Here is an 18,321-nt window from a genome sequence, read left to right as displayed (position 1 = left end):
CGGACCGCGCGGACGACGACAGGAGGAACACATGCGCAATCGACTGATCGCGGCCGCCGCGGTGGCCGCGGCATCGGCCGTCGTCCTTTCGGGATGCAGCGGCGGCGACGCCGATCCCGCCGCCGACGTCGACTTCGGCGCGACCCCCAGCGGCACGCTCGCGGCGTGGGGCTTCGAGAACGCCGACGACGTCGGCACCGCCCGCCTCGACTACGCCGAGCAGCAGCTGTCCGACGTCGAGGTCGAGCTGGACGCGACGGCGTTCGACTCGCAGAAGTTCACCACCCGCATCGCGAGCGGAGACGTGCCCGACGTCGTCCAGATGGACCGCCGGTACGTCACCCAGTACGCGGCGCAGAACCTGATCATGCCGCTGGACGACTGTTTCGAGGCGCAGGGGGTCGACCCGGACGAGCGCTGGTACGAGTCCGTCGTCGAGGACGTCGAGTTCGACGACCAGGTCTGGGGCGCGCCGCAGTTCTACCAGCCGCCGGCGATCATCCTGAACAAGACCGTGATGAACGAGGCGGGCGTGACCGCCGATGAGATCGACACCTCGAAGCCCGACGTCCTCGTCGCAGCGATCGAGAAGATGTACCAGGAGTCGGGCGGCGTCCCCACCCGCCTGGGGCTCGACCCGGTCTCGACGGGGCAGTCCGCCCTGTGGATCCTCGGCTCGGGCGGTCAGCTGACCGACGACGAGGGCGTGCCGACGCTCGATGACCCGAGCAACCTCGCGGGCATGGAGCTGCTGCAGCGGATCAACGACGCCCAGGGCGGCTTCGCCCAGGTGAAGAGCTTCACCGACGCGTTCGACACGTTCGGCGACGCGAACCAGTTCGTCTCGAACCAGGTCGGCGCTCAGGTCAACGCCCAGTGGTATCCCAACGTGCTCTCTCCCTACATGGACCAGATCGACATCGAGGCGGTGCCCTTCCGCGACAGCGAGGGCGAGCCGTTCTCGGTCTCGGGCGGTCAGGCCTTCGTCATCCCGATGAACGCGAAGAACCCGGCGGCAGCCTGCGCTTGGGTGTCCGAGCTCACCAGCGGCGAGGCGTGGAACGCGGCGGGCGAGGCCCGCGCCGCGACCCGTACGGCCGAGGGCGGCATCAACACCGGGCTGTTCACCGGCTCTCCCCAGCCCGACCAGGAGATCCGCGAGAAGTGGGTCACCCCGTCCGGCAACGCCGGCTTCGACCAGGTCGTCGCGACGTACTACGACGTCGTCGAGTACGGCACGTCGTTCGGCTCATCGCCGGCCGGTCAGGACATCCAGAACGAGCTGAACAACGCCGTCACTGCGGCCCTGCTCGGCGACAAGACAGCCGAGGAGGCCCTCGCCGACGCGCAGGACGCGGCGATGCGGGCTTACGAGAACACGACGGCCGCGCGCTGAGCCCAGCCGCGCCACGCCGCCGATAATGGGCGGATGGAGCCGTGGGAGTTGCGGGAGTGGTTCGGCGAGTACATCGACGCCTGCAACCGCCACGACCTCGGCGCCATCCGCTCGTTCATCGACCCCGACGTGCGGCGAGCGCACCTTCCGGGCGGCGCGGATGCCTGGATGGCCGACGTCGTCGAGCTGCTCGACGGTTTCGCCGACTGGCAGGTGCGCCGCATCCAGCTCGTCGTCGAAGACGACCGCGTCGCCGCCCACCTGCGCACGAGCGGGACGCACACCGGGGCGTTCCGCGGCGTGCGTCCCACGCGCCGGCACGTCAACATCGCGGAGTTCGGCTTCTACCGGGTCGCGAACGGGCGCATCGTCGAGTTCGCCGGGACGACCGATCGCGCGGAGTTGCTCGCGCAGCTGACAGCATGAGCACATGACGGAACGCGCGGAAGAGATCGCCTGGTCGAGCGGGTCGTGGACGAACGAGCCCGAGCGGGTCGAAGCCGACGGCGCCGACCTGCTCGTCACCGCACGCGAGGGCAGCGACGCCTGGCGCGTGACCTCGTACGGATTCGTGCACGACGACGAGCACGCGCTCCTGGCGCCGATGCCGCCCGAGACCGCCGTCGAGGTCGCGTTCCGGCTCGATCTCGCGGCGCAGTTCGACCAGGCCGGCGTCTTCCTGCGCGTCGACGACGAGACCTGGATCAAGGCGGGCGTCGAACGCAGCGACGGCGCGGAGAGCCTCGGCGCCGTCGTCACCCGCGGGATGTCGGACTGGTCCCTCTCGCCCGTTCCCGGGTGGACCGGCCGCGTCGTGACGGTGCGGGCAAGCCGCTCGGGCGACGCGGTGACCATTCGCGCGCGCGTGGACGACGAGGACTGGCGCTTGGTGCGGGTCGCGCCGCTCGACCCGGCGGCATCCGTCTCGGCCGGTCCGTTCTGTTGCGCGCCGACCCGGGCGGGGCTGACGGTGCGGTTCCTGTCGTGGCGGCGCACCGCCGCCGACGCCGCACTGCACGCCGAGGACTGACCGGGGACTGACCAGACGCGTCGGCGCGGGCCTATGATCGCCAGCAACACCGATCGACGCGGAAGGCGGCACCGTATGGCCGAGTCGCCTCCGTCGAGCGCTCCGGACGAGGACTCGGATGCCGCGTGGGCCCGCCGTAAGCCGTCACGGCGCGACTTCCTGCGACGCGCGGGCCTCGGCGCCGCCGGCATCGCGGTGGGCGGGGCCGCCGGCGCAGCGGTGACCGCGGCGGTCACCGCGCATCCGCCCGAGTTCGCCCCGCTCGCGGCTCGTCGCGTGCCGGGCTTCGATCACGTCGTGGTGCTCATGTTCGAGAACCGCAGCTTCGACAACCTGCTCGGCCACCTCTACTCCGCCGACGAGAAGTCCGCCGCCGAGTTCGACGGGGTGTTGCAGGGCGACTACGCCAACGCCGCCCCCGACGGCACGGTGGTGCCCGCGCACGTCTACACCGGCGCCACCGACCACATCATGCAGCAGCCGCAGCCCGACCCCGGTGAGACCTACCCGCACGTCAACACGCAGCTGTTCGGCACGATCGATCCGCCCGGGAACGCCGACATCGACCGGAACGGGCTGCAGCCGCCGTACAACGCACCGGCCGCGGGCGCCCGCCCGGGCAACGACGGCTTCGTGCGGGACTACATCGTGAACTATCGCGCGGCGAAGAAGCGCGAGCCGGCCGTCGAGGAGTATGCGACCGTCATGGGCGGGTTCTCGCCCGAGATGCTGCCGGTGGTCTCGACCCTCGCGCGCGAGTTCGCCGTCTACGACCGCTGGTTCGCGGGCGTGCCGTCGCAGACGTTCTGCAACCGCAGCTTCTTCCACGCGTCGACCTCGCACGGCTTCGTCGTCAATCAGGCCGGGGGCGGCTACGACAAGTGGATCGACGCCCCGCCCGCGCCGACGATCTTCAACCGACTCGAAGAAGCGGGCCTCACCTGGCGCGTCTACTACGACGCGACGCAGCTCGTGTCGCTCACCGGGATGCTGCACGCGCCGGTGCTCGAGCGGTACTGGAAGACGAACTTCCGCGTGATGGACCAGTTCTTCCAGGATGCCGCTGACGGCAACCTTCCCGACTACGCGTTCATCGAGCCGCGCATGGTGTTCAACCACAACGACATGCACCCGCCGTGGGGTGCCACCCGCGACGGTGAGCTCGAGCTGCCGGACGGCAGTCGCATCCACATCGCCAACAGCGCGGACTCGGACGTTCGCGCCGGCGACCGGCTGGCGCAGGACGTGTACGACGCGATCCGCACGAGTGCGACGGCATCCGGGTCGAACGCGATGAACACGGCACTCGTCATCACCTTCGACGAGCACGGCGGCACGTTCGACCACGTGGCACCGCCGGCCGCGACGCCGCCCGACGCGAGCGGGCCCGGCGAGATGGGCTTCACCTTCGACCGGCTGGGTCTGCGCGTGCCGGCGATCGTCGTCAGCGCCTACACGGCGGCCGGGACCGTCGTCCACGACGAGATGCACCACGGGTCGATAACGAACACCCTCTGCCGGTTGCACGGCTTGCGGCCGCTCACCGCGCGGGACGACACTGCGAACCCGATCTTCAACGCCGTGAACCTCGATTCGCCGCGCCAGCCGTACGCCTGGCCGCAGCCGCAGTCGCTCTACGCCCCGCCGAACCCCGAGAAGGGGGCGGGAAAGTCCGCCGATGAGAAGCACCACAAACGGCCGTTGACACCGCCTGCGCGCGGACTGCTCGGTCTGCTCGCGGCGCGGTTCGCTCCGGGCACGCGCCTGCCGGCGACCTACGGCGAGGCCTACGACACGCTCGTCGAACACGGCACCGGCCTCTTCGGCGCCTACGACACGCCCGCCCCGTCCCCCACCCCGTCGCGCACCCCGACCCCGCCCGCCGAGTCGCCCTGAGCCGCCGGCGGCGAGCGGGTCAGACGAGCTGAAGCGCGACCGCCGCGCGCAGGCCCCATCCGTCGGCCTCGTCCCACGTCACGACCGCGGCACCGTCGGGCAGCTGCGGCGCCCCCGTCTCGATGCACCGCCGCACGGCACCGCCGGGCGCCGACGCGGGGACGACCATCACCGCGAGGGCGAGCGGGCCGCCGCGCATCATCTCCAGGCGCCGGTGCATCGACTCGGCGGCGCCGGCGAAGCCGGGGCACACCCGGTCCTGCACGGCGTCGTCGTCGACGATCGCGAGCGCGAGCGCCCGCCGGATGCGCGAGCCCGCCAGCAGCGTGACGCGCAGCCCGGTCATCCGCTGGCGGACCAGGGATCGCAGCGCCGCCGGGGTGCGACGGCCGCGCAGGTCCATGCCGTGCACGAGCGTGCGCGGGGCACAGCCGTCGAGACCGCCGCGTGCGTCGAGCCAGGGCGCGACGGCGTCGCCGTCGACCAGCAGCCCGGCGTCGAACCGGCTCGTGATCGCCTCGCTCACGACCGGGCTCCCCGTACCGGCATCGGCGCAGCGGGATCGGTGGCCGTCGCGCGGGCCTCGTCGTCGGCGGCTTGCGCCGACGCGATCATCGCCTCGTAACGGGCGCAGCGGCTCGCCCACAGCACCGTCGCGAACACCATCACGCGATCCGCTCGGCGTCGGGGCGAGCATCGGCCGGCGCAGCGGCGGGGCGCGGACGGATGTCGCCGACGCCGACGGCGCCGGGGCAGGGCACCGCGACGAGGTCGCCCGGTCGCACGTCCGCCGGCAGCACGAGCGCCACGCCGGGAAGACGCGTGCCGTCATCGCCGCAGACCGCGAAACGGTGGTCGGGCGCGCTCGAGACGCGGGCCAGCAGTCGGGCCTCACTCCACACGGGGTGCACGGCATCGTCGAGCGCGGCGGCCAGCACGAGCGCGGGGACCTCGTCGGCGGGGCGCGCGACGCTGACCTCGAGGATCAGCACCGTCGTCGAGGCCGTCGTCGACGGCATCCCGCCCGAGAGGGGGATCACCGCGGGCGCCGTCATGACGGCGGGCAGCCCGCAGAGCGCGACGTACCGGGTCACGGAGATGCCGCCGACGACGATGTCGTCGCACGTCGGCACGGTGCGCGCGGGCCAGGCGTCGCGCGAGAGCGGGCTGGGGATGCTGCGCCGAAGCGTCGGGAGGATCGAGGTCAAGGTCATGCGCTCAGGTCTACGCCCGCCCGTCCCGCCCGGCGAGAGCCCCTCACGCTTCCCATGCACCCCCGCCCCCGATCCTCACGCCGGCCTCTCTCGGCGGTTGCCCGACCGGCCGGGGCGGAAGGGAGCGGGGGGCGGGGCGGCGCCAACTAGACTGATCGCGTCCGGCATCCCGAGTCCTGGAGTCCAGCCGCGTGAGCACCCCTGTCGCAGATACCGTCGAGAACGCCACCGCTACTCCGGAGCGTGATCAGCCCTACGGCGCCCTGGGCCTCAAGCCCGACGAGTACGCGAAGATCCGCGAGATCCTCGGCCGCCGCCCCACCTCGGGCGAGCTGGCGATGTACTCGGTGATGTGGAGCGAGCACTGCTCCTACAAGTCGAGCAAGAACTACCTGCGCCGCTTCGGCCAGAAGGTCTCGGACGAGATGAAGACCCGCCTCATGGTGGGCATGGGTCAGAACGCGGGCGTCGTCGACGTCGGCGAGGGCTGGGCGGTGACCTTCAAGGTCGAGTCGCATAACCACCCGAGCTACATCGAGCCGTTCCAGGGTGCCGCGACCGGCGTCGGCGGCATCGTCCGCGACATCATCTCGATGGGCGCGCGCCCCGTCGCGGTCATGGACCAGCTGCGCTTCGGCGCCATCGACCACCCCGACACCGCCCGCGTCGTGCACGGTGTCGTCAGCGGCATCTCGTTCTACGGCAACTGCCTCGGCCTGCCGAACATCGGCGGCGAGACCGTCTTCGACTCGGTGTACCAGGGCAACCCGCTCGTGAACGCCCTCGCGGTGGGCGTCATGCGGCACGAGGACATCAAGCTCGCCAACGCCACCGGCGCCGGCAACAAGGTCGTGCTCTTCGGCGCCCGCACCGGTGGCGACGGCATCGGCGGCGCGTCGATCCTCGCCTCCGACACCTTCGCCGACGGCGGACCCACCAAGCGCCCCGCGGTGCAGGTCGGCGACCCGTTCGCCGAGAAGGTGCTCATCGAGTGCTGCCTCGAGCTCTACGCGGGCGAGCTCGTCGAAGCGATCCAGGACCTCGGCGCCGCCGGCATCTCATGTGCGACGAGCGAGCTCGCCGCCAACGGCGGCTCGGGCATGCGCGTCGACCTCGAGAACGTGCTGCTGCGCGACCCCTCGCTCACGCCCGAGGAGATCCTCATGAGCGAGAGCCAGGAGCGCATGATGGCGATCGTGGCTCCTGAGAAGCTCGACGCGTTCCTCGCGGTCGTCGGCAAGTGGGATGTCGAGACGAGTGTCCTCGGTGAGGTCACCGGTGACGGCCGCCTGCAGATCTTCTGGCACGGCGAGCAGATCGTCGACGTCGACCCCTCGACCGTCGCCGTCGATGGACCCGTCTACGACCGCCCCGTCGCGTACCCGACGTGGATCGACGGGCTGCAGGCCGACTCGGCGGCATCCCTTCCCCGCGCGAACGACGCCGAGACGCTGCGCGAGCAGTTCCTGCAGCTCGTCGCGAGCCCGAACCTCGCCGACACCAGCTGGATCACGAACCAGTACGACTACTACGTGCTCGGCAACACCGCGCTGAGCTTCCCCGACGACGCCGGCATGATCCGCGTCGACGAGGAGTCGGGCCTGGGCTTCGCGATCGCGACCGACTGCAACGGCCGCTACTGCCAGCTCGACCCGTACGCGGGCGCGCAGCTCGCCCTCGCCGAGGCGTACCGCAACGTCGCCGTCACCGGCGCCGTGCCCACCGCGGTGACCGACTGCCTCAACTTCGGCAGCCCCGAGAATCCCGAGGTCATGTGGCAGTTCGGCCAGGCCGTCGACGGCCTGTCGGACGCGTGCCTCGAACTCGGCGTCCCCGTCACGGGCGGCAACGTCTCGTTCTACAACCAGACCGGCGACCAGCCGATCTTCCCCACCCCCGTGGTGGGTGTGCTCGGCATCGTCGACGACGTCGCCCGCCGCATCCCGTCGGGCTGGCAGGATGCCGGCGAGAACATCTACCTGCTCGGCACCACCGACGAGGAGCTCGACGGCTCGGCCTGGGCCGACACCGTGCACGGCCACCTCGGCGGCCGCCCGCCGAAGGTCGATCTCGCCGCCGAGAAGCGCCTCGCCGGCCTCATCCAGGCCGCGTCGCGCGAGGGCCTCATCTCGGCCGCGCACGACCTGTCGACCGGCGGCCTGGGCCAGGCCCTCGCCGAGGCGACGACGCGCTTCGGCGTCGGCGCCCGCGTGTGGCTGAGCGAGATCGTCGAGCGCGACGGGGTCGACGCCGCGACCGCGCTGTTCAGCGAGTCGACGGGCCGCGTCATCGTCTCGGTGCCCCGCGAGGAGGACGTGAAGTTCCGCGGCCTCTGCGAGGGACGCGACTACCCCGTACTCCGGATCGGTGTGACGGATGCAGCCGAGGGCGTCGAGTCGGTGCTCGACGTGCAGGGCCTGTTCTCGGTGCCGGTCGCCGAGATCCGCTCCACGTCGCGCGCGACGCTGCCCGCCGCGTTCGGCGCGATCGTCGACGAGGTGCCGACCGCATGAGCGGCCGCGACCTGACGCCACCGGGTGAGGACGACGAGTACGCCGGGTTCGCCCGGGGGCGTTCGCGTCGTATGCGCGTGACGGCGTGGGTCGCGATCGTCTCGCTCATTCTCGTCGGCGGCGGCTCGACCGTGTTCGCCCTGCTGTTCGGCTGATACACCCGCCGGCCCGAGACGCGAGCCGGCGCGATGCGTAGGCTGAGGGGGTGGATCCGATCCTCGTGCTCGTGACCGAGTGGTGGTGGATCGCGCCGGCTGGTGCCGGGGCGAGCGCCCTCGGGTGGGCCGGCCTGCGCCGCGTGCGCCCCGGTCAGCGGCGGCTCGAGCTCGACGCCGCACTGCTGGATGTGCGCCGAGCACAAGAGGCGGTCACGCAGTCGCGCGCGCAGCTCAAGGTCGCGCGCGCCGAGCTGCTGCGCGCGCAGGCCGAGAAGTCCACGCCGCGCGCGACGGCGGGAGCCGTGCCCGAGGCGCGCCGTCGGCTGCAGCTCGCCGAGCGTCAGGCGCGGGCCGCCGTCGCGGATCTGAAAGCCCGACGCGCGGGCGTGCAGGCGGCGCGCGCCACGATGCCGACGCCGCGCGGCGCGATCGAGCAGATGCCGCTCGCTCGGCTCATGGCCGAGCACGACGAGCTCACGGCGCGGTGGATCGACTACGAGACGGATGCCGCCAAGGCGATCGGCTTCCCGATGATGTCCGACGCCCGCTGGCCCCCGCTCGAGCTGTTCCTGCGCGAGTATCAGCAGGCCTCGTGGTTGCGACCGTCCGCCCGTGACGTGCGGATGGCTCCTGCCGACTACAGCGCGTACCGCGAAGCCGTCCGTCGTGCGACCCACGCCTTCGACGCCGCGGAGCGCGCCGCGCGCCGGGGCACTCCCCGCGAGATCCCCGAGCCGGACGAGCGCTCGAACGATTGGGCTGAGGTCGCGCAGGATCTGCTCGACAACGCGCAGCGCGCGATCGCGCGATCGAGCGAGATGTGGAACCGGGTCCGCCGCGACCGCGACCGGCGCGACGAACGCCGCGATGAACGGCGCGGCGACCGGGGCTGATCCGACCGTCGCGCGCCGATAGCATGAGCGCGTGGGTGAGTTCTGGGGTGGCCTGTGGGACTTCGCGACCGCGTACTGGTGGCTGATCTTCTTCGTGGGTCCGGCCGCCGGTGGTGTCGCGAAGGCCATCGAGCGCTCCGCGAAGCGCCGTCACGAGCGCCGACTCGAGATCATCCGCGCGAAGGCCGAGGCGAAGGGCATCGTCGTCCGCCCGACGGTTGGCGACCTCACGGCACGCGACGGCTCAACGGCGTCCGGCTCGGCATCCCCCTCGGCCACGGACGCCGATGATGCGGATGCGTCGGTGCGCACGCGAATCGAGCGGCTGTTCGCCGCGCACGACGACCTGACGCACCGCTGGCTCGAGTACGAGCTCGATGTCGCCAAGCTCATCGCCTTCCCCGCCATGAGCGACGGGCGGCAGCCGCTGACCGCGGCATTCCTGCGGGCGAAGAAGATCGCCGACGGTCTGCGTCCGCCGTCCGCCGACGCCCGGGTCACCGCGAGCGACCTCGCCGCCTACCGCGACGCCGTGACCGATGCCGAGGTCGCGTTCGACCTCGCCGAGCGCGACGCCCGTCGGCAGCGCGACCACTCGTTCAGCGAGGTCGAGCGCCGCCGCCTCGACACCGCGAAGCAGCTGCTCAATGTCGCCGTCGACGACGCCGCGACCCCGGCCGAGCGGCGCACAGCCTACGAGCGGGTGCGCGCAGAGCTCGACGGACTCATCGCGGTGTCGGATGCCGCGATGGACCGCCTCGCGCAGCGGGCGGCGCTGCAGCTTCCGCCGACAGCGCCGCCCGCGGCATCCTGAGCGCGGTCAGTCGACCTGCAGACCGTCGACCTGCGTGCCGTACTCGGCCAGCCAAGCCTTGATCGCCTCGGCTTCCCTGCCCTCGCCGTACTGGTTGACGACCATGTCCTCGAGGGCGGCGTACTGCTCGTCGTCGAGGACGATCTGACCGATCAGCTCGGCGGCCTCGGGGTGCTCGTCGGCGAAGCCGGCGGTGGCGAGGAAGTGCAGCGCTTCGGCCTCGCCCATGGCGCCGCGCGGGTCTTCGAGGTCCTTCAGGCCGTAGCGCTCATTGGCCCAGAACGGCCGCCACGAGGTCACGACGATGTCGCGCTCGGCGGCGATGGCGGTGTCGAGCTCGGTGAGCATCGCCGCGGTCGACGAGGTGACGAGCTCGTACGTGCCGTCGAGGCCGTACTCCGGCATCATCGAGGTCTGCGTCTGCGAGGTCAGACCGGCGCCCGGCTCGATGCCGTAGATCTTGCCGTCGAACCGGTCGGCGTTCGCGGCGAGCTCGTCGATCGAGGTGATGTCGACGTACTCGGGCACGGCGATCGTGAGCTTGGCGTTGTCGTAGTACGCGCCCAGGTCGTCGATCTGCTCGCCGTAGGTCTCCATGTAGGTGGCGTGCGTGAGCTCGGGCCACGCCGACGGGTAGATGTCGACGTCGCCCTGCGCGAGACCGGCGTAGAGCGGGCCGGCCTCGGTGAGCTCCTGCATCTCGACGTCGTAGCCGAGCTTCTCGAGCTGGTCCTCGAGCAGGTACGCCGTGCTCAGGCCATCCGTCCACGAGGGCAGGTAGCCGAGCGTGATCGTGCCGCCGCCGTCGCCGCCGCCGTCCTCCTGCGAGCCGCCGTCGGCCTGGTTGCCGCTCGCGCAGCCGGTGAGGACGAGGGATGCCGCGGCGCCGAGCGCCACGATTCCGGTGAGGTGTCGCTTGTTCATGGTGTGCCTTCCGTATGACGTCGTACGTTCCGTATGGGTGCAGGGATGCCGCGGCGGTCAGGCCGCAGGGACGAGTGCGCGCCGGGTGGCGGCGGCACGACGACGGCCCACGAGGCCGAGCAGCGAGGACCGCTGCCCGCGCAGGTCGCCGAGCGCCGACGTGAGGCGGTCAAGGTAGATCGCGAGGATGACGACGCTCAGGCCCGCCTCGACGCCGGTGCCGATGTTCACCGTCGACATGGCCTGCACGATCTCCTTGCCCAGGCCGGGGGCGCCGGCGATACCGGCGATGACGGCCATCGACAGGGCGAGCATGATGACCTGGTTGACGCCGGTCATGATCGTGGGCATCGCCAGCGGCAGCTGCACGCCGCGCAGGATCTGTCCGGGCGTCGCACCGAACGCGTGCCCAGCCTCGACCGTCTCGGCGTCGACGCCGCGGATGCCGAGCTCGGTGAGTCGGACGCCCGGGGGCAGCGCGAAGATGACGGTCGCGACGAGCCCGGGCACGAACCCGATGCTGAAGAACACGATCGCGGGGATCAGGTAGACGAAGCCCGGCATCGCCTGCATGAGGTCGAGCACCGGCTTGAGGATCGCGCTGAAGCGGTCGCTTCGGGCGGCGAGGATGCCGAGCGGCACCGCGACGACGACGGCGATGACCGTCGCGATGAGCACGAGGGCGAGCGTCTGCATCGCCGTGACCCACTGGCCGACCCCGAGGATGACCGCGAACGAGATCGCGGTGCCGAGGGCGAACTTCCACGAGCGCAGCGCCCAGCCCAGCAGCGCCGCCACGATGATGACCAGCACGATGGGGGCGTTCAGCAGCAGGTCGGCGAGCGAACCGACGAGCCAGCCGACCGCCTCGGAGATGCCGCGCAGCAGCCACGAGAGGTTGTCGCGGATCGCGGCGACGGCCACCTCGGCCCATTCGCCGAGCGGGATGCGGAACCCGTCCATCAGCGCACCCCCTCGTTCTCGTTGGCGCGCGCATCGACGGCGGACGCCTCGGCCAGAACCTGGTCGATCGTGGCCTGCGGCATGGGCTGCAGCGGGATCGTGATCTCCTCGGTCGCGCCGGGTCCGGGACCGAGCGCGGCGAGCAGGGTGATACGCGGGATGACGCCGACGAGGCGGCCGTCGTCGTCGGTCACGGCCAGCGGCAGCGGCGACTCGACGGCGGGCACGAACAGGTTCATCAGCACCTCGTCCTGACGCACCGTCTGCGGCGCGGTCTTGATGATGGAGCCGAGCGACGATTCGCCACGACGCACGAGCTTGACGGCATCGCGGTCGGTGACGACGCCGAGCAGCGTGCGGTCGCGCCCCACGACGTAGGCGGCCGACATGAACGCGTCGCGCATCTGCTTGAGGGCGACGCGCGGCCCGGCCGATTCGGCCACGACAGGTCGCGGGCGCTCCATGACGTTGGCGGCGGTGAGCACGCGTGCCCGGTCGACATCCTGCACGAACTGCTCGACGTAGTCGTTCGCCGGGTCGGTGAGGATGTCTTCGGGGGTGCCGATCTGAACGATACGTCCGTCTCGCATGACGGCGATGCGATCGCCGAGGAACATCGCCTCGTTGAGGTCGTGCGTGATGAAGATGATCGTCTTCTGCAGCTTCTGCTGCAGTTCGAGCAACTGTTCCTGCATCTCGCGGCGGATGAGCGGGTCGAGCGCGCTGAACGCCTCGTCCATCAGCAGGATGTCGCTGTCGGCGGCGAGCGCGCGGGCGATGCCGACGCGCTGCTGCATCCCGCCCGAGAGCGCCGAGGGCAGCTTGTCGCCCCAGCCCTGCAGGCCGACGAGCGCGAGGATCTCCTCGGCCTTCGCGAGCCGCTCGCTCTTGCTCACGCCGCGCAGTTCGAGCGGATAGGCGACGTTCGCGGCGACGGTACGGTGCGGCAGCAGGGCGAAGTGCTGGAACACCATCGCGATGCGTTCGCGGCGGATGGTGCGCAGCCGCGCGGGAGCGACGTCGGTGATCGAGTCGCCCTTCACCGTGATGGAGCCGGCGGTCGCGTCGTGCAGCCCGTTGAGCATGCGGATGAGCGTCGACTTGCCCGAGCCCGACAGGCCCATGATCACGAAGATCTCGCCGGGCTGGACGGTGAAGGACGCGTCGATGACGGCGGCGGTGCCGGCGTCGGGGATCTCGCTGCGCTGAGCGCCGCGGCGGAGCTTCTCGACGACGGACTTGGGGTTGCGGCCGAAGACCTTGTACAGGTTCTTCGCCTCGAGCGCGGGGACTGCTGTCGTCTCCCCCGGAGCAGGCGGAATGGTCACTGGTCACCTCGGCAGCCGGTGCAGGGCTGCATCGGTCACGCCCGGGTGGCGACCTCCCGGCGCACGTCTCACGACAGCGCCACGGCGGGTGGATGTCGGATCCACGGGCACGGGCCGCCGACCATACGCTCACCGGTCTGGCGGCCGAGGGAGGCCACCACCAGCGACCGCGGACTGGTCGGGTCGGCCCATCATGGGCCTCATCCAACGTTTCACGTTCGCTGGAGCCGTGCAAATCGGTCAGCGATTTGCCCCTCGACCGGCCATTCCGGTATCACGCGCGCGTTTGGGCACCACGTCTTGACGCCAGCCCCTCTTCTGTGGTTCATTACTTGAGTGACTAACCGACAGACCCGAGACGCATCGTGATCGACGAAGGGAAGCCCCTCTTCCTGCAGATCGCCGAGCGAGTCGAGGACTCCATCGTCGACGGCAGCCTCGCGGAAGACACCCGCGCGCCGTCGACGAACGAACTGGCCGCGTTCTACCGCATCAACCCGGCGACTGCCGCGAAGGGAATCACCATGCTCGTCGACAAGGGCGTACTCGTGAAGCGCCGCGGCATCGGCATGTTCGTCGCCGAAGGCGCGCGCCATCAGCTCCGGGCCGAACGTCGCGCCGCCTTCGCCGACCGCTTCATCCAACCCCTTCTCGCCGAGGCCCGCACCCTCGGCTTGACCCCCGACGAGCTCGCGCAGCTCGTCCGCGACCGGGCGGCCGCAGCCCGCGACGGCCGCAGCGACAGCGCGCCCACGACAGGCCCGACGACCGAGAGGAACGACCGATGACCGTCATCGAGGTGAGCGATCTCACCAAGCGCTACCGCGACACCCTCGCCCTCGACGGGGTGAACCTGACCCTTGCCGAGAACACGATCTACGGTCTCCTCGGCCGCAACGGCGCCGGCAAGACGACGCTCATGTCGATCCTGACCGCGCAGAACTTCGCCACGAGCGGGCGCGTGCGTGTCTTCGGGCAGGACCCCTTCGAGAATCCGGCGGTGCTCAGCCGCATGTGCTTCGTGCGCGAAAGCCAGAAGTACCCCGATGACGCGACCCCGCGCCACGCACTGCGCATGGCGCGGCTGTTCTTCCCGCGGTGGGATCAAGACCTCGCCGACGAGCTCGTCGATCAGTTCCAGCTGCCGATGAAGCGGACGATCAAGAAGCTGTCGCGCGGCCAGCTGTCGATGGTCGGCGTCATCATCGGGCTCGCCTCACGGGCCGAACTCACGTTCTTCGACGAGCCCTACCTCGGCTTGGACGCCACCGCTCGTCAGATCTTCTACGACCGGTTGCTCGCCGACTACGCCGAGCACCCGCGCACAGTGGTGCTGTCGAGCCACCTCATCGACGAGGTCGCGAACCTCATCGAACGCGTCATCCTCATCGATCGCGGAGCGATCCTCCTCGATGACGACACCGATGCCGTCCGCGACCGCGCCACGACGATCGTGGGGGATGCCGCCGCGGTCGACGCCTTCGTCACGGGCCGCGAGGTCCTGCACCGCGAGGGCCTGGGACGTGTCGCGAGCGTCACCGTCCTGGGGGCTCTCAGCCCCGCCGACCGAGCCGCACTGCAGACCGCGGGCCTGGAAACCTCGGCGGTCTCGCTGCAGCAGCTCGTCGTCCGCCTCACCCAGCAGTCCGCCGCGAGCCCCGCGGCATCCTCGGAAGGAGTCCGGCGATGAACCGTACGTTCAATGTCGCCCGCATGCAGCTCGTCAACAAGCAGACCTTCGTCTGGGTGCCGGCGCTCGTGCTCGGCGGTGCACTCGTGATCAACCTCGCCGTGTATGCGATCCTGCGCAGCTCGGGGGTCCCGGATGACACTCCGATGTACGGCGGCGGCGCGCAAGCTCCGCTGTGGTACTTCGCCGTCATCGGGGCTCAGGCCCTGACGTTCACGTTCCCGTTCTCGCAGGCGATGAGCGTGTCGCGACGCGAGTTCTTCGCGGGCACGTTGCTGGTGGCGTTGGTCACTTCCGCTGCGATGGCGATCGTGTTCGTCCTGGGCGGTCTGATCGAGGACGCGACGGGAGGCTGGGGCATGAACGGCTACTTCTTCCGGCTCGACTGGCTCTGGGCGGCCGGGCCGCTCGTGGCGGGGCTGTTCTACCTCGGCCTGTCGATGCTGTTCTTCCTCGTGGGATTCGCCGGCGCGACGGTGTACAAGCGCTTCGGCACCGCCGTACTCACCATCGTCTCGCTGGGGATCGTCGCTCTCGGCGTCGTAGCGATGTGGCTGATCGGCAGCCTCGATGCCTGGGAGGTCGTGTTCACGAGGATTGCGGATGCCGGGCCGACAGGTCTGACGGCCGGGGTCATCGCCCTCTCGGCCCTGCTCGCCGCGGTGTCGTTCCCGGTGCTGCGGCGCGCGACGCCCTGAGCGCGGAGCCTCAGTCCGACGCGTCCTCGGCGGCGATGCGGTGGTGGCGGATGACCTCCGCCACCACGAAGCCGAACCACTTCTGCGCGAACTCGGGGTCGAGGTCGGCCTCTTCGGCAAGGCGGCGCAGGCGGGCGATCTGCCTTTCCTCGCGGCCGGGGTCGGATGCCGGCATCCCGTGCGCGGCCTTCAGCTCGCCGACCTGCTTCGTGCAGCGGAAGCGCTCGGCCAGCATGAAGACGAGCGCGGCGTCGATGTTGTCGATGCTCGCGCGCAGGCGCTGGAGTTCGGTCGTGGCGTCGGTCATGGCGGCTCCTTCCCCGCCGACCCTACCGCCCGCGTCGGGGCGTCACCCACTCGGTGACGCGGGCCCGGCTGCATCCGGTCACGCGTCCTAGAGTGTGACCATGACGAAGCCTCGCATCAGCAGCATCGGCGCGGCCGAGTCGTCGGCATCGACCGAGACCGCGCTCGCGACACGCGACCGACCCGTGTGGGGTGGCCTGGCCCGGCCCTTCGCCGCCGGGTTCTTCCTGACGCTCGGGGCGCTCACCGCGATCGTCCTGGGTCTGGCGATCTCGAGCCTGTCGACGGTGCTCATCTACATCGCGATCGCGCTGTTCGTCGCGCTCGCGCTCGACCCGCTCGTGCGCTTCCTCGTGCGGCGCGGCATCAAGCGCGCGTGGGGCATCGTCGTCACGTTCGCGGCGCTCGCGGCGGTGATCGCCGGGATGCTGTGGATCGTGCTTCCGCCGGTCGTCCGGCAGGTCGAGCAGTTCGTCCGCGATGTGCCGTCGATCGTCGACGACATCCTGCGCAGCGAGGCGGTCCTCTGGCTCGAGAGCACGTTCGGCGACAGCCTGAGCGACGTCTTCGACGAGATCCAGAGCTTCGTCACCAACCCCTCGAACATCGCCGCCATCGGCGGGGGCCTGCTGCAGGTGGGCGTCAACGTCGTCACCGCGATCTCGGGCGGGATCATCGTGCTCGTGCTGAGCCTGTACTTCCTGGCGTCGCTGCCCAAGATGAAGAACGCCCTCGTGCGCCTCTCGCCCGCGCGCTCGCGCGAGACCGTCGCCGAGATGACGCGCCAGATCACCGAGTCGGTCGGTGGCTACCTCGCCGGGATGGTCGTCCTCGCGGCCATGAACGCGATCTTCGCCTTCATCCTGCTGACGATCCTCGGCGTCCCGTTCGCCGCCCTGCTGGCGGTGCTCGCGTTCGCCATCACGCTCATCCCCCTCGTCGGATCGGTGCTGTTCTGGGTCGGTGCGACGGTCGTGACGTTCCTCACCGACCCGACGGCTCCCGTCACCGCGATCGTCTTCGCGGGGGTGTACCTCGTCTACATGCAGATCGAGGCATACCTGCTGACACCGCGGGTCATGAACCGCACCGTGGCGGTGCCGGGCTCGCTCGTCGTGATCGGTGCGCTGGTCGGCGGCACGCTTCTCGGGCTGCTCGGTGCGCTCGTGGCCATCCCGGTCACCGCGTCGATCCTGCTGATCGTCAACCAGATCATCATCCCGCGACAGGATGCGAAGAAGCGCGGCGTCTGACGATCCGGCGTCTGGCGCTCTTGCGCGAGAGCAGCGTCAGGGCAGCGTCAGGGCAGCGGAAGCACGCAGGTCGGGCTCGGCGCCGTGACCCGGTGGCGCGGTCGCCCCGGCACCCCGGTGCGCGGATCGCGCGTCATCGAGACGACCTCGTCCGACAGCTGCCCCGCTACGAGCAGGGTGTCGCGGACGACGACGTGGTGACGCGGCCACCGGACGCCGGCGTCGACGAGCGCGAGCTGCTGCAGCCGGTCACCGGCGTCGCGCACCCGCAGCACGCCGAGCGTGTCGCTGCCGCGGACGCCGGCGTAGACGGTCTCGCCGTCCGGGGTCATGGCGATCTCGGCGGCGGTGTCGTCGGCGAGGACGCCCGCGAGCGGGGTCGCGGACAGCATCCGCCACGTCCCCTCGCGGTCGGCGCCCAGCACGAACACTTCTCGTGACAGCTCGGTCAGCACGTACAGGTGGCCGCTCGGATGCCACAGCGTGTGGCGCGGGCCGCTGCCGAGCGGGAGGGCAACCTCCTGCACCGGACGCAGCCCCGCGGCGGAGTCGCGCCAGAACCGGACGAGGTCGAGGCCCATGTCGGTCGTGACGATGAGGCCGCGGGGCAGGTAGCGCGCCTGGTGGGCCCGCGAGGGACGTGTCGTGGGATCGGCGTCGCTCTGCGTCGGGGGCGCTGCCGGCACCGGCTCGTCGTAGCCGGGCACGAGGTGCGCGAACTCGGGACCGGCGGCCTCGCGCAGGGCGCGGGCCGCCGCGGCGAGGTCGATGTCGCCGGCGGAGGCGGATGCCGCGGCGACGGCCGGGTCGGCGGCATCCGGTCCGTACGGGTCGATCGCGGCGGGCGCGATGACCGGCGCCGAGATCGCGCCCGCGGCATCCAGCCTCATCCGGACGACGCGGCCGTCGCTCCAGCAGCTCGCCACGAGCGATCCGCCGTCGGGGGCGACGGCGACGTGGCACACCGCCTCGCCCGCGGGCACAGCGGCACCGAGCGGCGTCCACGCGTCGGGACCGGTGCGCCGGTAGGCCTGCACGACGCCGCGGTACTCGAGCGCCGCGTAGATGACGTCGAGCGTCGGATGCCGCGCCACCCACGACGGCGACGACGCGGCGACCACTTCGGGGCGCAGCGCGAGCTGGCCACCAGCGGTCGCCGCGTCGGGGTCGTCCGCGTGGATGAGGCCGATGCCGCGCGCCTCGCCGCCCATGTCGGCGGTGTAGCCGCCCAGCAGCAGCCGCACG

Annotated in this window: 20 protein-coding genes; 12 read left to right on the top strand and 8 right to left on the bottom strand. The window is 71.0% G+C overall.

The window, feature by feature from the left end; translation table 11 throughout:
• The first annotated feature begins 31 nt into the window (after nt 1–31).
• From PUW82_RS02665 to PUW82_RS02650, 4 genes are all read left to right on the top strand, one after another.
• On the top strand, nt 32–1,396 hold the full coding sequence (locus tag PUW82_RS02665) for an ABC transporter substrate-binding protein (RefSeq protein ID WP_274220793.1): 1,365 nt from the start codon (nt 32–34) through the stop codon (nt 1,394–1,396).
• Between the two features lie 33 nt (nt 1,397–1,429).
• A complete protein-coding gene (locus PUW82_RS02660; RefSeq protein ID WP_274220792.1) occupies nt 1,430–1,822 on the top strand; it encodes an ester cyclase in 393 nt (130 codons plus the stop codon).
• Between the two features lie 4 nt (nt 1,823–1,826).
• Entirely contained in the window at nt 1,827–2,426 is a 600-nt protein-coding gene (locus PUW82_RS02655; RefSeq protein ID WP_274220791.1) for a DUF1349 domain-containing protein, read from the top strand.
• 75 nt (nt 2,427–2,501) lie between these two features.
• Nucleotides 2,502–4,322 carry an alkaline phosphatase family protein gene (locus PUW82_RS02650; protein WP_274220790.1) on the top strand — a complete coding sequence of 607 codons (1,821 nt, stop codon included), beginning with the start codon at nt 2,502–2,504 and terminating at the stop codon, nt 4,320–4,322.
• A gap of 19 nt (nt 4,323–4,341) precedes the next feature.
• Here the strand turns inward: PUW82_RS02650 and PUW82_RS02645 are convergent, their stop codons facing one another.
• The 3 genes from PUW82_RS02645 to PUW82_RS02635 are packed head-to-tail and all read right to left on the bottom strand — an operon-like array spanning nt 4,342 to nt 5,536.
• Nucleotides 4,342–4,848 carry a hypothetical protein gene (locus tag PUW82_RS02645; protein ID WP_274220789.1) on the bottom strand — a complete coding sequence of 169 codons (507 nt, stop codon included), beginning with the start codon at nt 4,846–4,848 and terminating at the stop codon, nt 4,342–4,344.
• Complete coding sequence (locus tag PUW82_RS02640; protein ID WP_274220788.1) at nt 4,845–4,988, bottom strand: hypothetical protein; 144 nt, start codon at nt 4,986–4,988, stop codon at nt 4,845–4,847. The genes PUW82_RS02645 and PUW82_RS02640 overlap by 4 nt, the downstream gene beginning before the upstream one ends.
• The gene (locus PUW82_RS02635) at nt 4,988–5,536 is read right to left on the bottom strand and encodes a hypothetical protein (protein ID WP_274220787.1); all 549 of its coding nucleotides are present in this window, start codon (nt 5,534–5,536) and stop codon (nt 4,988–4,990) included. The genes PUW82_RS02640 and PUW82_RS02635 overlap by 1 nt, the downstream gene beginning before the upstream one ends.
• 191 nt (nt 5,537–5,727) lie before the next feature.
• Here PUW82_RS02635 and purL point away from each other — a divergent pair, with 191 nt between their 5' ends.
• From purL to PUW82_RS02615, 4 genes are read left to right on the top strand one after another with little or no spacing between them, the layout of a single operon-like run.
• Complete coding sequence (gene purL, locus PUW82_RS02630) at nt 5,728–8,049, top strand: phosphoribosylformylglycinamidine synthase subunit PurL (protein WP_274220786.1); 2,322 nt, start codon at nt 5,728–5,730, stop codon at nt 8,047–8,049.
• Nucleotides 8,046–8,204, top strand: coding sequence for a hypothetical protein (locus tag PUW82_RS02625; protein WP_162815495.1), 159 nt, complete (start codon nt 8,046–8,048; stop codon nt 8,202–8,204). The genes purL and PUW82_RS02625 overlap by 4 nt, the downstream gene beginning before the upstream one ends.
• Nucleotides 8,205–8,254: 50 nt before the next feature.
• A complete protein-coding gene (locus PUW82_RS02620) occupies nt 8,255–9,100 on the top strand; it encodes an efflux RND transporter periplasmic adaptor subunit (protein ID WP_274220785.1) in 846 nt (281 codons plus the stop codon).
• Between the two features lie 31 nt (nt 9,101–9,131).
• Entirely contained in the window at nt 9,132–9,914 is a 783-nt protein-coding gene (locus PUW82_RS02615) for a hypothetical protein (protein WP_274220784.1), read from the top strand.
• A gap of 6 nt (nt 9,915–9,920) precedes the next feature.
• Here the strand turns inward: PUW82_RS02615 and PUW82_RS02610 are convergent, their stop codons facing one another.
• From PUW82_RS02610 to PUW82_RS02600, 3 genes are read right to left on the bottom strand one after another with little or no spacing between them, the layout of a single operon-like run.
• The gene (locus PUW82_RS02610) at nt 9,921–10,838 is read right to left on the bottom strand and encodes a glycine betaine ABC transporter substrate-binding protein (protein ID WP_274220783.1); all 918 of its coding nucleotides are present in this window, start codon (nt 10,836–10,838) and stop codon (nt 9,921–9,923) included.
• A gap of 57 nt (nt 10,839–10,895) precedes the next feature.
• Nucleotides 10,896–11,801 carry an ABC transporter permease gene (locus PUW82_RS02605; protein WP_274220782.1) on the bottom strand — a complete coding sequence of 302 codons (906 nt, stop codon included), beginning with the start codon at nt 11,799–11,801 and terminating at the stop codon, nt 10,896–10,898.
• Nucleotides 11,801–13,129 carry a quaternary amine ABC transporter ATP-binding protein gene (locus PUW82_RS02600; protein ID WP_274220781.1) on the bottom strand — a complete coding sequence of 443 codons (1,329 nt, stop codon included), beginning with the start codon at nt 13,127–13,129 and terminating at the stop codon, nt 11,801–11,803. The genes PUW82_RS02605 and PUW82_RS02600 overlap by 1 nt, the downstream gene beginning before the upstream one ends.
• A 365-nt stretch (nt 13,130–13,494) precedes the next feature.
• Here PUW82_RS02600 and PUW82_RS02595 point away from each other — a divergent pair, with 365 nt between their 5' ends.
• From PUW82_RS02595 to PUW82_RS02585, 3 genes are read left to right on the top strand one after another with little or no spacing between them, the layout of a single operon-like run.
• Nucleotides 13,495–13,917: a GntR family transcriptional regulator gene (locus PUW82_RS02595; protein WP_274220780.1), complete on the top strand. Its 423-nt coding sequence runs from the start codon at nt 13,495–13,497 to the stop codon at nt 13,915–13,917.
• The gene (locus PUW82_RS02590; RefSeq protein ID WP_274220779.1) at nt 13,914–14,819 is read left to right on the top strand and encodes an ABC transporter ATP-binding protein; all 906 of its coding nucleotides are present in this window, start codon (nt 13,914–13,916) and stop codon (nt 14,817–14,819) included. Before PUW82_RS02595 ends, PUW82_RS02590 begins: the two co-directional genes overlap by 4 nt.
• Nucleotides 14,816–15,517: a hypothetical protein gene (locus PUW82_RS02585; protein WP_274220778.1), complete on the top strand. Its 702-nt coding sequence runs from the start codon at nt 14,816–14,818 to the stop codon at nt 15,515–15,517. Before PUW82_RS02590 ends, PUW82_RS02585 begins: the two co-directional genes overlap by 4 nt.
• Nucleotides 15,518–15,527: 10 nt before the next feature.
• Here the strand turns inward: PUW82_RS02585 and PUW82_RS02580 are convergent, their stop codons facing one another.
• Nucleotides 15,528–15,824, bottom strand: coding sequence for a chorismate mutase (locus PUW82_RS02580; RefSeq protein WP_274220777.1), 297 nt, complete (start codon nt 15,822–15,824; stop codon nt 15,528–15,530).
• A gap of 100 nt (nt 15,825–15,924) precedes the next feature.
• Between PUW82_RS02580 and PUW82_RS02575 the strand changes: the two genes are divergently transcribed.
• Nucleotides 15,925–17,076, top strand: coding sequence for an AI-2E family transporter (locus PUW82_RS02575; RefSeq protein WP_274220776.1), 1,152 nt, complete (start codon nt 15,925–15,927; stop codon nt 17,074–17,076).
• A gap of 47 nt (nt 17,077–17,123) precedes the next feature.
• On the opposite strand, the gene PUW82_RS02570 is transcribed toward PUW82_RS02575, so the two are convergent.
• On the bottom strand, nt 17,124–18,320 hold the full coding sequence (locus tag PUW82_RS02570; RefSeq protein ID WP_274220775.1) for a lactonase family protein: 1,197 nt from the start codon (nt 18,318–18,320) through the stop codon (nt 17,124–17,126).
• Between the last annotated feature and the right edge of the window lies 1 nt (nt 18,321).

It is taken from the genome of Microbacterium thalli, from assembly GCF_028737325.1.
Taxonomy (GTDB): Bacteria; Actinomycetota; Actinomycetes; order Actinomycetales; family Microbacteriaceae; genus Microbacterium; species Microbacterium thalli.
Note: the sequence above shows the minus strand (reverse complement) of the source record. Positions and strands in the feature narration are given on the sequence as shown.

What these genes read in the sequence shown, in the direction of transcription:
- PUW82_RS02665 (WP_274220793.1), top strand. Translation starts at nt 32, where the DNA reads ATGCGCAATCGACTGATCGCGGCCGCCGCGGTGGCCGCGGCATCGGCC.
- PUW82_RS02660 (WP_274220792.1), top strand. Translation starts at nt 1,430, where the DNA reads ATGGAGCCGTGGGAGTTGCGGGAGTGGTTCGGCGAGTACATCGACGCC.
- PUW82_RS02655 (WP_274220791.1), top strand. Translation starts at nt 1,827, where the DNA reads ATGACGGAACGCGCGGAAGAGATCGCCTGGTCGAGCGGGTCGTGGACG.
- PUW82_RS02650 (WP_274220790.1), top strand. Translation starts at nt 2,502, where the DNA reads ATGGCCGAGTCGCCTCCGTCGAGCGCTCCGGACGAGGACTCGGATGCC.
- PUW82_RS02640 (WP_274220788.1), bottom strand. Translation starts at nt 4,988, where the DNA reads ATGGTGTTCGCGACGGTGCTGTGGGCGAGCCGCTGCGCCCGTTACGAG.
- PUW82_RS02635 (WP_274220787.1), bottom strand. Translation starts at nt 5,536, where the DNA reads ATGACCTTGACCTCGATCCTCCCGACGCTTCGGCGCAGCATCCCCAGC.
- PUW82_RS02625 (WP_162815495.1), top strand. Translation starts at nt 8,046, where the DNA reads ATGAGCGGCCGCGACCTGACGCCACCGGGTGAGGACGACGAGTACGCC.
- PUW82_RS02610 (WP_274220783.1), bottom strand. Translation starts at nt 10,838, where the DNA reads ATGAACAAGCGACACCTCACCGGAATCGTGGCGCTCGGCGCCGCGGCA.
- PUW82_RS02605 (WP_274220782.1), bottom strand. Translation starts at nt 11,801, where the DNA reads ATGGACGGGTTCCGCATCCCGCTCGGCGAATGGGCCGAGGTGGCCGTC.
- PUW82_RS02590 (WP_274220779.1), top strand. Translation starts at nt 13,914, where the DNA reads ATGACCGTCATCGAGGTGAGCGATCTCACCAAGCGCTACCGCGACACC.
- PUW82_RS02585 (WP_274220778.1), top strand. Translation starts at nt 14,816, where the DNA reads ATGAACCGTACGTTCAATGTCGCCCGCATGCAGCTCGTCAACAAGCAG.
- PUW82_RS02580 (WP_274220777.1), bottom strand. Translation starts at nt 15,824, where the DNA reads ATGACCGACGCCACGACCGAACTCCAGCGCCTGCGCGCGAGCATCGAC.
- PUW82_RS02575 (WP_274220776.1), top strand. Translation starts at nt 15,925, where the DNA reads ATGACGAAGCCTCGCATCAGCAGCATCGGCGCGGCCGAGTCGTCGGCA.